At 35.3% G+C, this 15,140-nt stretch carries 10 protein-coding genes; 9 read left to right on the top strand and 1 reads right to left on the bottom strand.

Annotation, left to right across the window (positions count from 1 at the left end):
• Positions 1–375: 375 nt before the first annotated feature.
• From IPI31_03170 to IPI31_03150, 5 genes are all read left to right on the top strand, one after another.
• Positions 376–1,131, top strand: a complete 756-nt coding sequence (locus IPI31_03170; GenBank protein MBK7566803.1) for a TetR/AcrR family transcriptional regulator — start codon at positions 376–378, stop codon at positions 1,129–1,131.
• Positions 1,121–2,446, top strand: coding sequence for a TolC family protein (locus tag IPI31_03165; protein ID MBK7566802.1), 1,326 nt, complete (start codon positions 1,121–1,123; stop codon positions 2,444–2,446). The genes IPI31_03170 and IPI31_03165 overlap by 11 nt, the downstream gene beginning before the upstream one ends.
• 15 nt (positions 2,447–2,461) lie before the next feature.
• Positions 2,462–3,580: an efflux RND transporter periplasmic adaptor subunit gene (locus IPI31_03160; GenBank protein ID MBK7566801.1), complete on the top strand. Its 1,119-nt coding sequence runs from the start codon at positions 2,462–2,464 to the stop codon at positions 3,578–3,580.
• Positions 3,581–3,674: 94 nt separating this feature from the next.
• Complete coding sequence (locus IPI31_03155; protein MBK7566800.1) at positions 3,675–7,094, top strand: efflux RND transporter permease subunit; 3,420 nt, start codon at positions 3,675–3,677, stop codon at positions 7,092–7,094.
• 228 nt (positions 7,095–7,322) lie between these two features.
• Positions 7,323–8,456, top strand: a complete 1,134-nt coding sequence (locus tag IPI31_03150) for a T9SS type A sorting domain-containing protein (protein MBK7566799.1) — start codon at positions 7,323–7,325, stop codon at positions 8,454–8,456.
• 5 nt (positions 8,457–8,461) lie between these two features.
• Here IPI31_03150 and IPI31_03145 read toward each other — a convergent pair whose 3' ends face one another.
• Entirely contained in the window at positions 8,462–8,893 is a 432-nt protein-coding gene (locus tag IPI31_03145; GenBank protein ID MBK7566798.1) for a hypothetical protein, read from the bottom strand.
• 583 nt (positions 8,894–9,476) lie between these two features.
• Between IPI31_03145 and IPI31_03140 the strand changes: the two genes are divergently transcribed.
• The 4 genes from IPI31_03140 to IPI31_03125 all read left to right on the top strand — a co-directional run bounded on the left by IPI31_03140 (position 9,477) and on the right by IPI31_03125 (position 14,778).
• Positions 9,477–11,504, top strand: coding sequence for a urocanate hydratase (locus IPI31_03140; protein MBK7566797.1), 2,028 nt, complete (start codon positions 9,477–9,479; stop codon positions 11,502–11,504).
• Positions 11,505–11,519: 15 nt separating this feature from the next.
• Positions 11,520–12,086, top strand: a complete 567-nt coding sequence (locus IPI31_03135; protein MBK7566796.1) for a hypothetical protein — start codon at positions 11,520–11,522, stop codon at positions 12,084–12,086.
• A 666-nt stretch (positions 12,087–12,752) separates the two neighbouring features.
• The gene (locus IPI31_03130) at positions 12,753–14,093 is read left to right on the top strand and encodes an alpha-glucosidase C-terminal domain-containing protein (GenBank protein ID MBK7566795.1); all 1,341 of its coding nucleotides are present in this window, start codon (positions 12,753–12,755) and stop codon (positions 14,091–14,093) included.
• A gap of 25 nt (positions 14,094–14,118) precedes the next feature.
• Positions 14,119–14,778, top strand: coding sequence for a hypothetical protein (locus tag IPI31_03125; GenBank protein ID MBK7566794.1), 660 nt, complete (start codon positions 14,119–14,121; stop codon positions 14,776–14,778).
• Positions 14,779–15,140: the final 362 nt, after the last annotated feature.

The raw sequence follows: 15,140 nt of genomic DNA, 5'->3' as shown, positions 1-15,140 counted from the left end.
TGCCTGTATTCCGGCAACAAGAAATGCCAGCAAAAGAGTTAAAATAAGCTTCATTGACGTGGATTTATTTAACAAAATTAAGAAATTAACTGAGTGGAATTTATAAATGCTTTAACCTGCCATTCGGTTCATCGGAAAGTGCGATTCAACCCGAAAATTCGCCCGTTCATCGAAAATACCTTCTAAACAGGAAACTGCTGATACAATTTTGCATCAGAAAGTTTACTCCCTGACCCCTTAAATGACGAAAAAATTAAATTAATAAAAAAACTATGGAAACTTTCGAACAATTCTTGGTTTCCTGAGTTTCTTGTATTTACCTTTGCATCCTAATTCAAAAAATTGGCCAAAAACAAGGGTTTAGGCACATAACTAATGGAAAATCAAATGAATAACGAGGAAGAATTGGGTCGGAAGAAGGATTCTGAGCAGAATGGTGATGATAATAAAGGACAGAACGAAAAGGTTTCCCTTGCTAAATCTACGGAAATGGACAAGTCCTCCTTCGCTAAAGCTACGGAGGATAAGGATAAAATATTATCCCGCTGCGAGCGTCTCTTCATGCGGTACGGCATAAAAAGCGTCACCATGGATGATGTTTCCCGCGAGTTGGGCATCAGTAAGAAAACCCTTTACCAGTTCTTTGAGAATAAAGATGACCTGATTCATCAAATTATCGTGCATCACTTTGCCTGTCAAAATAAGGCTGTAGAAGAAATATTAAGTGAGGCAAAAACTGCTATAGATGAAATGATAGGAATTGCAAACTGGATGAATGAAATGAGTAAGAACATGAATCCAAGTTTAATGTTCGACCTCAGAAAATACCACCCTGAAAGTTGGAATGTTTTTAAAAATCACCGGATCACAGAAGTGTATAACAGCATAAAAAATAATCTGGAACGGGGAATTCGTGAAGAAATTTATCGCGAAGATCTTAATGTTGAAATTATAACACGAATATATATTGCGCGCGTTGAAATGTTTATCGATAACGAAATTTTTCCATACGATAAATTTCCTCCTGAAAAAACATTTAATGTATTTATCGATTATCACATTCGCGGAATAGCAACACCCAAAGGAATTAAATTACTCGAAAAAATAAAATCAGAAAAACATGGCATATAAACTCAAATTATTTTTAATCGCGTTGATCAGCCCTGCATTATTGTTAGCGCAATCGCAACAATATTCGTTGCAACAGGCAATTGATTATGGCATTGAAAATAACACCCAATCAAAATCTGCAGCGCTCGATGTGGCGAATGCACAGATAACAGTAAAAAACCGACTTTCGGCCGGTTTACCTCAGGTTGATGCAACCGTTGACTATCAGAATTTCTTTAAATTACCCACTTCACTTTTACCGGCTGAATTTTTTGGTGGAGAAGTTGGTGATTTTATTCCGGTACAGTTTGGTACAGAACAAAACCTTACTGCAGGTATTTCAGCTTCACAATTATTATTTAACGGGGCGTGGATCGTTGCGTTAAATGCATCAAAAGAATATGTGGATCTTGTGAATGCTCAACAAAAACTTACGGAACAAGATATCCGTAAAAATGTGGAGAGTGCATATTATTCTGTATTAATTTCAAAGGAATTTGAAACATTACTCCAAAAAAATATCAACAATCTCGATAAAGTATATTTTGAAGTAAAGGAAATGCTCAAAGCAGGTTTTGTTGAACAAATTGATGTGGACCGTTTGACAATGAGCACACTTACTTTAAATGGTCAACTAGCAAATGCTAAACGACAAACTATACTTGCTGAAACATTTCTTAAGTATACCATGGGGTTGGATATAAATACTCCAATAACCTTAACTGACGATATTGACATATTTACCGGCAATGCAAATTTGGTAAACAACGATCAAAATTATCTGACCCGACCTGAATTTACGATCTTAAATCAAACCATGATCTTAAATGAGTTAAATATCAAATTAAAGAAATCTATGTATTTGCCAACATTGGCTTTATATGCATCTTATTCACAAAATGCGCAACGCAATAGTTTTAATTTTTTCGATTCAGATGAACTCTGGTTTGAAACAGGTTTGATTGGTGTTAAAATGCAAGTTCCGATCTTTTCAGGTTTCGAAAGAAGAACAAGTGTGCAGGCGGCACAGATCGATTATGAAAAAGCACAACTAAATTTACTGAGTGCTACACAGGGTATATTATTGGAAATAGAAAAGGCAAAAACTGATTATATCAATGCGGAAAGTGATTTTGATATCCAAAAACAAAATCAGGAACTCGCACAAAAAATATACGATACAGCATTAATAAAATACAGAGAAGGAGTTGGTTCCAGCCTCGAATTGAACAATGCCGAAAGCACTTTATATACCGCACAAGGTTCATATATTACCGCTTTATATAATCTTTTAAATACTAAAACCGCTTTAAACAAATCATTAGGATACAATTAATTAAATCAACATACTATGAGAAAGACCTTATTATATCTAACCGTTATTATTTTTCTTGCATCTTGTGGTGCTAAAGAATCAAACGACAAACAGGCTGAACTGAATAAACTCAAAAAAGAACATGCAGATATCACCGAAAAAATTAAAAAATTAGAGAAAGAAATTGCTGATGCCGATACCACTGCAAAAGAACCGAAGGGAGAATTGGTTGTGGTTTCAGAAATAAATACTCAGCCATTTATTCACTATATCGAAGTACAAGGTAAAATTGATGCAGAGGAAAATGTAATTGTTACTCCGCAAATGCCCGGCGTTATTAATGCAATTTATGTAACAGTTGGACAAAATGTTTCCAAAGGACAAGTACTTGCCTCAACAGATAATGATGCCATGAAAAAAAATGTGGAAACACTGGAATCACAACTCTCTTTTGCAAAAGATGTTTACAATAAACAAAAAGCATTGTGGGATCAGAAGATAGGAAGTGAAATTCAATTTCTATCCGCTAAAAATAATGTTGAAACATTAGAAAAAAGTATTGCTGCAGCCAATGAGCAATTAACTATGAGTAAATTAACTTCTCCTATTAATGGAGTTGTTGATGCAGTTGATATTAAGATCGGACAAATCGGTTCTCCAGGATTTCAGGGAATTCGTGTTGTAAATATGAATACATTAAAAGCAAAAGGGGAAGTTTCTGAATCTCATTCTTCTATAGTTTCTGCCGGTGATAATGCTAAAATTATGATCACAGATCAGCATAAAGAATTAGACGCAAAAGTAACCTTCGCATCCAAAGTAATTAATTCACAAAGCAGAACATTTACTGTGGAAGCAAAATTGCCAAGCGATCCTTTATTAAAACCAAATATGATTGCTGTAATGAAAATTGCGGATTATGAAGCTGAAAATGCCATTGTTGTTGATCTTAATATGATCCAGAAATCAAGTGATGCCGATTATGTGTATGTGGCAGGGGAAGAGAATGGAAAAAAAGTTGCAGTTCGCAAAACAGTAACCGTTGGTAAAATATATGGCGGAATGGCCGAAATAACCTCAGGATTGGTGAAAGGAGATAAGGTTATTACCTCAGGATATCAAAATGTTATAGCAGGTCAGGAAATTCAATATTGAAAAGAATCATGTTTGCAACCCTATTAAATAAAATGGAAAACGATCAGCAATATTTTGATCAGATCTGTTTTAATTAATTAAAAAATATTTATAAATGAAAAACGTATTCAAAGAATTTAAACCATCCAGCTGGGCAATAAATAACCGCACAACGGTATTTATTATTACCATTATGCTGACAATCATGGGTATTTCCACCTATAATGGATTGCCCAAGGAGTTATATCCTGATATTACAATGCCTACTATTTATGTGGCGACAATATACCCCGGTTCCTCTCCAAGTGATATGGAAAATCTCATTACCAAACAATTGGAAAAAGAGATAGGAGCTATAAGCGGTGTAAATAAAATAATAAGCAGTTCAGTGCAGGATTTTTCCAGTATTCAGGTGGAATTTGTTTCCGGAACTGATATTGATGAGGCAAATCAAAAAGTTAAAGACGCCGTTGATAAAGCAAAACCAACTTTACCAAGCGATCTTGATCCTACTTATGGACCTAATGTTGCAAAAGTGGAATTTTCTGATATGCCTATCATGCAAGTGAATGTGAGTGGTGATTACGATCTTACTGGTATTAAAAAATATGCGGAATTAATTCAAGATGAAATTGAAAAACTTCCTGAAATATCAAAAGTGGATATCATTGGTGCTCCGGAACGCGAAATACAGATAAATGTTGACATGTATAAAATGCAAGCCGCGCAGATCACAATGTATGACATCTACGCTGCTATAAGTAACGAGAACAGAATTGTTTCCGGCGGAACTATTAAGGTGGAGGATATGCGCAGAAGCATCACCGTAAGTGGTGAGTTTGACAATGTTGAACAAATACAAAATCTTACCATTAACAACATGAATAATTATGCAATTTATTTAAAAGATATTGCAGTTATTCAGGATGATTTTAAGGAGCAGGAAAGTTTTGCAAGATTAGATGGTAAAAAAGTTATTACCCTCAATGTAATTAAAAAAAGCGGGAAAAACTTAATTGAAGCTTCCGATAATATCCATGTTTTGCTGGATGAGATGTCGGAAAAAGATATTCCATCCGATTTAAATGTTACTGTAACAGGTGATACATCTTCTACAACAAGAACGCAGGTTGCCGATCTTATTAATACTATTATTATCGGATTTATATTGGTAACACTGGTGCTCATGTTTTTTATGGGCGCAACAGATGCAATGTTTGTTGGTCTATCGGTTCCATTATCTATGTTTATCGCATTTATTGTGTTGAGTATTTTAGGAATGACGATGAACGTAATTGTATTATTCGCCTTCCTGCTGGGCTTGGGAATTGTTGTGGATGATGCCATCGTCGTGATCGAAAATACTCACCGGATTTTCGGCAATGGAAAAATACCAATAAAAGATGCAGCTAAACGGGCTGCAGGTGAAGTATTTATGCCGGTGCTTGCAGGAACATTAACAACACTTGCTCCCTTTTTCCCGCTTTTATTCTGGCCGGGAATGATAGGATCATTTATGCACGGATTACCCGTAACATTAATTGTTACACTTACTGCATCTTTATTAGTTGCGTATTTAATAAATCCGGTTTTTGCAGCAACTTTTATGAAACCGCATCATGAAGGCGAAAAACCAAATCGCAGGAAAGCTATTTTCAGAACGATAGTATTTGCAATTTTTGGTTTGATGATAACATTAAGTGGAAATCCTGTTTTGGGTAATGTAATTTTAACTTTAATTGCCTTGGTATGGTTTTATAACCTGGTATTAATAAAAGCAGTAAAATGGTTTCAACGAAAAGGTTGGCCTGCATTTCAAAACAGATATGCAAACTTTTTAAAATGGACATTAAGGCATCCGGGTACTTTATTTTTATCCATAATTGGTACTCTTATTATCGCAATTGCGTTATTAACGGTGAGAAAACCGGGTGTAGAACAATTCCCTGTTGGTGATCCAAATTTCATATTTGCCTATGTTGTAATGCCAACAGGAACTGATCAACAAACAACAGATTCCGTTACACAATTAGTGGAGAGAAAAATTCATGGTGTTTTAGGTGATAATAATCCGCTTGTAAAATCTGTGATCTCCAATGTAACAATTGGCGCAAGTGAAGATCCATTCGATCAAAGTGCATATACCAATAAAGGAAAAGTATCTGTTGCCTTTATCGAACCGGCAATTAGAAGAAATCAAAAAACAGAACCTTATTTTGAAAAATTCAGAGCTGTATTAAAGGATATTCCAGGTGCAGATATTACGGTGGGTGGTGAACAAAACGGTCCTCCCGCAGGTAAACCAATTAATATTGAAATAACCGGTGATAATTTTGATGATCTTATTGCAACAAGTAATAATATTAAAAGATATCTCGACGGATTAAATATTGCAGGTATTGAAGAATTAAAAACGGATCTTCAGGCAAATAAACCGGAGATCACCATAGACCTCGATCGTGAACGCATGAACAGAGAAGGTGTATCAACCTTTACTGTTGGCGGTGAAATAAGAAATGCAGTGTATGGATGGGAAGTTTCTAAATTTAAAGATGGCAATGATGATTTTCCAATTGTGGTTCGATACGATGAAGCACAAAGAAAAAATATTGACCAATTAAAAGACCTGAAAATAACGTATCGCGATATGATGACCGGTCAGGTGCGTCAAATACCTTTAAGTGCATTTGCTACCATCGATTATAATACAACCTATTCCGGAATTAAAAGAATAGATCAAAAACGTGTGGTAACACTTGCTTCTAATTTATTATCCGGATATGAAAGTCAACAACCCGTAATTATGAATCAGGTGAAAGAAGCATTAGCAGATTTTGATACTCCTGAAGGCGTAACAATCGGTTATACCGGTGCAAGTCAGGATATGGAAGACACCATTAATTTTATGGGCGTGGCATGGATCATCTCCTTATTTTTGATCATTATTATTTTGGTTGCACAATTTAATTCCATCTCAAAACCATTGATCATTTTTGTGGAAGTATTCTTCAGTATTATCGGAGTGCTTTTAGGATATGGAATTTTTGATATGAATTTCTCAGCGGTAATGACCGGAGTTGGTGTTGTTGCATTGCTCGGAATTGTTGTGCGAAATGGAATTTTATTAGTGGAATTTACGGATACTTTGGTTGAACAAGGTGTTCCAATTCGCGATGCAGTGGTAGAAGCAGCAAGAGTGCGTATGACTCCTGTAGTATTAACAGCAACGGCTACAATTCTCGGAATGATCCCTCTTGCAGTTGGATTTAATATCAACTTCATCGGTTTATTCACCGAATTTAAACCTGACATCTGGTTGGGTGGTGAAAACGTTGTGTTCTGGGGACCACTTGCATGGACGATCGTTTTCGGATTGGGTTATGCAACATTTATTACTCTGCTTGTTGTGCCGGTTATGTATTTATTAAATGATCGATTCCGTAATTGGGTGTTCAGAAAATTAGGAATAAAGAAAAAAGGTTTGGAAATTGAAGAAGAAGGAGCAATTATTCCGGGTTTATTGGATAGAGAATAATAATTTTTAAAATTTATTAAAGGCACCATCAGTTTGTGAAGGTGCCTTTTTTATTTAGACATTTTTTGTAGATCTTTTTGCGAATTTGACAAAGATCATTATTCAACCTATCGCTAAGAGTCGTAAATTTGTGTTATGCGAAGTTTTTCCTTGCTAATTCTTATATTTATTTGCTCCCATTTAAATGGGCAATCTCCATTCACTATTTATAATACCGAAAATTCTGAAATGCCCTCAAACCTGGTGCACGTTATATATGTTGATTCCGATCAGAATAAATGGATAGGGACTGAAAATGGTTTGGTAAAAATTGATGCAGATAATAACTGGACAGTTTATAATACCGATAATTCCGGTTTGCCTGAAAATGATATCAGAGCAATATTTAACGACGTGGAAGATTCTACCTTATGGATAGGAACATTTTTACATGGATTAGTTAAATATGATACCGTTTGGACCATTTATGATCCCGCCAATTCCCCTATTCCTGATTATCAGATAAGAGCAATTACAAAAGACCAAAATGATACAATGTGGATAGGTTCGTTAGGAGGATTAACAAAATGGGATGGACTTGATAATTGGTTTACATACGATCCTGATAATTCACCGTTGCTCTCCAATAATATTCCCAAAATATATGTCGGTGAAAATAATGTCAAGTATATGGGCACAATAAATGGCGGACTTGCAACGTACGATAATGGGATTATCAATACCTATAAAACAACAAATTCATTAATTAGTGATAATACTGTTTTGGGAATTGATGAAGACATTGATCACAACATTTGGCTTGCAACTTCCTTTGGAGGATTAAGTGTACTCACACCTGATACAACCTTTTTGAAATTCACTCCAAGTACTTCCGATATCGTTGACTGGTCGCTTGATGATCTGGTTATTGATAATGATAATATTGCCGCAATTGCCATGACATCTGAAGGTTTGGAGATATTTGATAACATGACATGGGCTTTATTTGATACCCTGAATTCAGAACTACCCGACGATTTTTTAAACTGTGTTGCTGTTGATGAACAGAACAGGATCTGGATCGGAACGGAATCAAAAGGATTGGTAATATTTGACAGAACATTAATAGATAACATAACAGAAAAAAATAATTTATCCCTTTTTATTTACCCCAACCCTTCCACTGATCATGTTTTAATTTCAGGAGAAATAGCAGGTTCTGAAATGGTAATATTTAATATGGAAGGAAAAATAATTTCCGAAAATAAAATCGTTACAAATACAGAATTTATAGATGTCTCCAATTTGATCTCCGGAAATTATATCATTAAAATAATAAAGGAAAAAGCAATATCCATAAGCCGAATTTCCGTGATGCATTGATCACTTTATAATTGACGAACCATTGTGGCTATACAGTTATTTTCATCTATTATCAATCCGTTCTGTACAGTTAAAACGGTATAGTCTATTTTTAAGACATTGTCTTCCAATGAACCACTTCCACTGAATTCGTAAAAAATTTCAGGATAGGTTGATACATAAAATTGTTGTAAAGGAATTATCACTTTCATTCCGGTTACTATACCGGCAACTTCATATCCCGCTTCATATAATCCCGGCCATCCGAAAATAATATCGCTGTAATTACTTGATTTATACACCTCCAGTTCATAATCAGAAAGTGTTGCATCGCAGGCGTCCGTTACGAGGTAAAAACCTACATATTCATCGCGGACATCATATTCAGGGATCTCATCCCTTTCACAAGAACTAAAAAAGAGTGGAGCGAAACATAGACCAAGTAAAATCTTTTTCATATCGGTTAATTTGATTTGAGAAAGCCAAACACTATGCCATTTTGTTAAAATGTAATAAAAGTTTGATAGTATGTATATTTCAATGGGATAAATCCTAATAGGGATACAATTTATAAACCTCCATACAGGTTATACGGAGACGGAAGTGGGCATCAGCAGGTGGCTTTAATGTCCCTTATGCGCCGCCACAACACAATAAAACCTCCAATGATAGAGGGATTTGAGCGAAAATAAGCGCCATTATTTTGAAAAGAATAGTTTTGATTAATGAATTAATTTCAAATCGATGCATGTAATAAGCGGATCGACATGGCGCCTTTTTCGCTCCGGGTGGCAAGCATTAGGGACATAAAGCTGCATGGTGAAGCCCTTGTCTTTTGGCGCTACCTTTTTGACAAAAAAAAGGTAGCAAACATGCTATTACTATATTTAGACAAACGGAGCCGGATTTAGATTTTAAATATACACATCATTATGCTTAAAATTAAATATTGGTAAGAATAGAATTTCAACTCAGAAAGTGATTGAAAACGCATTTTTGTCAGAAAAGCAGTCAAACGTTAACTTTGAGCAAAATAAGTATATGACAAGCGTATCAAAGATCGTATCGGTGGAAGAGTTCCAAAGTCGCATTTTACAAGGTATTCCTGAGGAATTGCCTGTTGCAAAAGAGATAGATACAACAATAAATCACGCTCCTAAAAGAAAAGATATACTTAATGCCGAAGAAAAAAAACTTGCAGTAAGAAATGCACTTCGTTATTTCCCGAAAAAACATCATAAATTTTTAGCAACGGAATTCGCAGCGGAATTAAAAACATACGGTAGAATTTATATGTTTAGGTTTCGACCTGATTATGAAATAAAAGCCAGAAAATTTTCTGATTATCCCCACAAAAGTAAACAAGCTGCATGCATCATGTTGATGTTGCAAAATAATCTTGATCATGCCGTTGCACAACATCCCCACGAATTAATTACCTATGGCGGAAACGGTGCTGTGTTTCAAAACTGGGCGCAGTATTTAATTACCATGCAATATCTCGCAACCATGAGCGATGAACAAACATTGGTTTTATATTCAGGTCATCCCATGGGTTTATTCCCTTCACATAAAAATGCACCTCGCGTTGTTGTTACCAATGGAATGATGATCCCAAATTATTCCAAACCCGATGATTGGGAAAAATTTAATGCATTAGGTGTAACTCAATACGGGCAAATGACCGCCGGTTCATTTATGTATATTGGTCCGCAGGGAATTGTGCATGGAACAAATATTACCGTATTAAATGCAGCAAGAAAAATAGATAATACTGCAAAAGATTGCAGCGGAAAAGTTTTTGTAACTGCAGGTCTTGGTGGCATGAGTGGCGCGCAACCAAAAGCAACCGTAATTGCGAAAGGAATATGTGTTGTTGCCGAAGTAAATGAAAAAGCATTACAAACGCGGCATTCACAGGGTTGGGTGGATGAAGTATTTAGTGACTTAAATACACTCATTTCCCGCATGGAAATTGCGCGAAAAAATAAAGAAGCAGTTTCTTTAGCATATCATGGAAATGTGGTGGATCTTTTGGAAAAACTTGTAGCGGATAATATTAAAATTGAAATTGGAAGTGATCAAACATCCTTACATAATCCATTTGCAGGTGGTTATTATCCTGTGGGTTTAAGTTTTGAGGAATCGAATAAAATGATGGCCGAAAATGCACCTTTATTCAAAGAAAAAGTGTATGAAAGTTTAAGACGTCATGCGAATGCAATAAAAAAATTAACTGCAAACGGCATGTATTTTTTCGATTATGGAAATGCATTTTTATTGGAAGCGTCCCGTGCCGGTGCTGATATATTAAATGCAGATGGAACATTTATTTATAAAAGTTATGTGCAGGATATTTTAGGTCCCATGTGTTTTGATTATGGATTCGGACCGTTCAGATGGGTTTGTGCAAGTAATGAGGAAAATGATCTGCGTAAAACAGATAATATAGCAGCAAAAGTTTTGGAGGAAATATATTCCACTGCTCCTGATGAAATTAAATTGCAATTAAGTGATAATATTAATTGGATAAGATCGGCGATGGATAATAAAATGGTGGTTGGAAGTCAGGCGCGAATTTTATATGCAGATGCAGAAGGAAGAATTAAAATTGCAAAGGCTTTTAATGATGCAATAGCAAACGGCGAATTATCAGGACCGGTTGTGTTGGGAAGAGATCATCACGATGTAAGTGGAACCGATTCTCCTTACCGTGAAACAAGTAATATTTATGATGGCTCCCAATTTACAGCCGATATGGCAATACAAAATGTGATAGGCGACAGTTTCCGCGGAGCAACCTGGGTGAGTATTCACAACGGTGGTGGCGTAGGTTGGGGAGAAGTAATAAATGGTGGATTCGGAATGGTTTTAGACGGCACCAAAGAAGCGGAAACACGTTTACAACAAATGTTATTTTGGGATGTAAATAACGGAATCTCCCGCCGTAGCTGGGCAAGAAATAAAGAAGCGATGTTTGCAATTAAAAGGGAAATGGATAGAACTCCTGAATTAAAGGTTACGCTCCCTGAGATTGTGGATGAAGGGTTATTAAATGATCTTTTTTAAAAAAACAATGTCTATATGCGTAACATTTTATTGATCCTCTGCATTTTCTATTTTTCAGGATTAAGTTCCCAAAGTGTTTATGCGATCAATAAAAAATCCGGTAAAGAAAAACTTATTGATACCGGTTTTGTGAAATTTGATGTTGAAAATAAATTCTTTTTTAATAATACGACAATTGTAATTGACTCAATACTTAAAATAGACATGCCATATAAGTATATTGAAGTGCAGGATTCCTTTTTATTATTTGAAAAAACAATTGGATATTTTGGATTTCAAAATCAACCATTTATTTTAGATTCGGTAAATGTTGGAGATACAATTAAAATTCTTTTGAAAGATATTACTAATTTACATTATTGCAGGTGCAATAAAAATATAGCAATAGCATCTATTATAATCGCGTCTCTTGGTGCAATAGGATTGCTTACCTCCGGTGTATTGTTTCTTACCAATGATGACGCACTTGCACGTATTTTTTTATATTCCGGTCTCGCCGCCTATCTTTCCGGTGGAACATCAATTTGGTTATTGACGGGGCGCAACTATCCAAGTGAAAAATGGGAATATGTAATTCGGTAGAAAATCGACCTGCCCGTTTTTTTTTAACTTGTGAGGCCTGATTTTCGAAGGGTGAGCAAGAAGTTTCACTTTACCTTAAACTTAGATTTCTTCATGCCGACCTCACAGGTTAGAAAATCGACCTACCAGGTTTTTTTTTAACCTGTGAGGTCTGATTTTCGAAGGGTGAATAAGAAGTTTCACTTTACCTTAAACTTAGATTTCTTCATGCCGACCTTACAGGTTAGAAAATCGACCTACAAGGTTTTTTTTTAACCTGTGAGGTCTGATTTTCGAAGGGTGAGTAAGAAGTTTCTCTCTACCTTAAACTTAAATTTCTTCCGGCCGACCTCACAGGTTAGAAAATCGACCTACCAGGTTTTTTTTAACCTGTGAGGTCTGATTTTCGAAGGGGCAAAGTGAAAGTTTAATTAAGAATGAAGTTTAATTACTTCAACCCGACCTACCAGGTTTTTAAAACCTGGTAGGTCTACCTTTTTTAACCTGGTAGGTCTGATTTTCGAAATGGTGAAAAAGAAATTCCACTTTACATTAAATTAAGTTTACTCCATGCCGACCTTCCAGGTTTTGGAAACCTTGAAGGTCTACATTTTTTTAACCTGGAAGGTCGTTTAATTAAACCTCCCATATCTTGCAGATCATATTATATTAAGCTAAATTTACATCATGACTCATTCTAAATTCCTAATATTATTCATATCATTTATTACCTTTTTTTATTCCTGTAAAGATGAAGTTGAACCAACAATAAATTATTCCACACCGGCTGTGGAGGATATTGTGATGTATGAAATTAATATACGCTGTTTTAGTAATACTGCCGATTTTCAGGGAATTATTGCGAGATTGGATTCTATACAAGCACTTGGCATAAATACTATTTGGTTAATGCCAATTCATCCTGTTGGGCAATTAAATTCTGTTGGAGGATTAGGATCACCATATTCAGTGCAGAATTATACTGAGGTGAATTCGGAATTTGGAAGTTTAGTTGATTTTGAAAATCTGGTTATAGAATGTCACAACAGAAATATTGCTGTTATTTTAGATTGGGTGGCAAATCATACCGCCTGGGATAATCCCTGGATTGCAAATACAGATTGGTATACTCAAGATGGAAGTGGAAATATTATTTCTCCTTTGGGCACCGGTTGGAACGATGTTGCAGATCTTAATTTTTCCAATGATGATATGCGTGTTGCCATGATCGATGCAATGGAATATTGGGTAAATGAAACCGATATCGATGGGTTCAGATGTGATGCTGCCGATATGGTTCCTTTCGATTTTTGGGCGGATGCAAATTTGGCTTTGCGCGGAATTAAATCCGATATTATTATGTTAGCCGAAGGTGCAAGAGACGATCATTTTACAGCGGGATTTGATATGAATTACGCATGGGATTTTTATAGCACCTTAAAAAATGTTTTTATAAATAATTATTCCGCCACGGCAATTTTTACTACACATTTTTCGGAAATGAGTGGAATTCCTGAAGGAAAATTCAAATTGCGATTCACCACAAATCACGATGAAACAGCCTGGGATGAACCTCCGGTTACTTTATTTAATGGTATAGATGGAGCACTTGCTGCATCAGTAATTACAATGTATCTGAACGGAATTCCATTGTTTTATAATGGTCAGGAGGTGGGATGTGCAGTTAATTTACCACTCTTTAGTGCAACTCCAATTAATTGGTCCTTGAATGTAGATATGCAAAATACCTACCAAAAATTAATTTCATTTTATAAAGATTATTCTTCCTTAAAAATGGGTGATATCACCCAATATAACAACGCATTTATTCTTGCATTTAAAAAGACTTTCGAAAATGAGGAATCACTTATTATTGTCAATGTAAAAAACATCACTAAAGATTTTCCTATCCCTGCTGAACTGAATGGCGGCACCTGGACAGATCTGATGAGTGGATCCCAAATTACTTTGGATACAAATATGAACTTATTGCCCTATGAATTTAAAATTTTGAAACGAAATATTTAATTTCGTTTTTGAAATTCATTTTCCCATGCGTTTTCCGCCAAATCTTAAATATTTTTTACTTTTTATTGTTGCAATAGCACTGATTTCGCTCGCAACAATTTATCTCCCTATGGTTATTCCCAATATTGGTGATATTATCATCGGGATTGTAACTTTTGGAATGATCGCACTCGTAATTTTTGTTTTTGTTAAACCCTTCGTGACATTTTTATATGCAAGGGCGGATGGATTATTTGAAGTGTATATGGATAAAAGTGAAAAGGGAATACATATATTTTCCTATCATTTAAATTCAGGAGGAGAATCTTCCACGCGAACAACAAGAGATATTCAACATCATTTTATTATTCTCGAAAGTGGAAAAACTTATTACAAGGAATTATTTTCCCACGACATGGAGCCTGCAACCGGAAGAAGTGGCTGGGGAGATTTTTATTCTTTTGAGGAATCAGTCCTTCAAAGCAATCAACTCCCAAAATCCCTCCAGAAATTTTCCGATAAAACAAATATGGATCTCGCCTTAGGCAGGCATTTGCGATCTCATGGTGATCCCGAAGAATATGAAATATTTCAAAATGAATACGTGATTACCATTAAAAAGTTTTCGAATGCGGTGGATGAAGGGTATAAAATTGTATGTATGAATAAACCTTCGGATAGCATTGTTTGGTCGTGTAAGATTTAATGTAGAAATATTTTACGCTATTATTTTCCAATTTAAACCTTCTGCTTTAAACAAAAATGCCCTAAATGATTATCGAATCATTTGAGGATTATCTTTTCCCAGGACATTTTAATATATCATGCCTACGGCACTAGGGTGATATTTTACTTTATTGCTACCGATATATCATGCCTACGGCACTTTTATGATATTTTGGGATTATATGTGCTAATTATGATTTTTAAGTTCATCCTTGACTACAGTCCTGTAGGGACGAAATATTGGTAGCAATTAAGAAGAAAGAGAATTCGGAAATCCCGTAGGGATGCCATAAAAAAAAATATCACTGCTAAGTTTAATGTTCAGGCTGGTGTGGTATATTT

It is taken from the genome of Bacteroidota bacterium, assembly GCA_016706865.1.
GTDB lineage: Bacteria > Bacteroidota > Bacteroidia > Chitinophagales > BACL12 > UBA7236.
Note: the sequence above shows the minus strand (reverse complement) of the source record. Positions and strands in the feature narration are given on the sequence as shown.

Bases quoted from the DNA above. Each gene is read 5' to 3' on its own strand.
- IPI31_03170 (MBK7566803.1), top strand. From the start codon at position 376: ATGGAAAATCAAATGAATAACGAGGAAGAATTGGGTCGGAAGAAGGAT.
- IPI31_03165 (MBK7566802.1), top strand. From the start codon at position 1,121: ATGGCATATAAACTCAAATTATTTTTAATCGCGTTGATCAGCCCTGCA.
- IPI31_03160 (MBK7566801.1), top strand. From the start codon at position 2,462: ATGAGAAAGACCTTATTATATCTAACCGTTATTATTTTTCTTGCATCT.
- IPI31_03155 (MBK7566800.1), top strand. From the start codon at position 3,675: ATGAAAAACGTATTCAAAGAATTTAAACCATCCAGCTGGGCAATAAAT.
- IPI31_03150 (MBK7566799.1), top strand. From the start codon at position 7,323: ATGCCCTCAAACCTGGTGCACGTTATATATGTTGATTCCGATCAGAAT.
- IPI31_03145 (MBK7566798.1), bottom strand. From the start codon at position 8,893: ATGAAAAAGATTTTACTTGGTCTATGTTTCGCTCCACTCTTTTTTAGT.
- IPI31_03140 (MBK7566797.1), top strand. From the start codon at position 9,477: ATGACAAGCGTATCAAAGATCGTATCGGTGGAAGAGTTCCAAAGTCGC.
- IPI31_03135 (MBK7566796.1), top strand. From the start codon at position 11,520: ATGCGTAACATTTTATTGATCCTCTGCATTTTCTATTTTTCAGGATTA.
- IPI31_03130 (MBK7566795.1), top strand. From the start codon at position 12,753: ATGACTCATTCTAAATTCCTAATATTATTCATATCATTTATTACCTTT.
- IPI31_03125 (MBK7566794.1), top strand. From the start codon at position 14,119: ATGCGTTTTCCGCCAAATCTTAAATATTTTTTACTTTTTATTGTTGCA.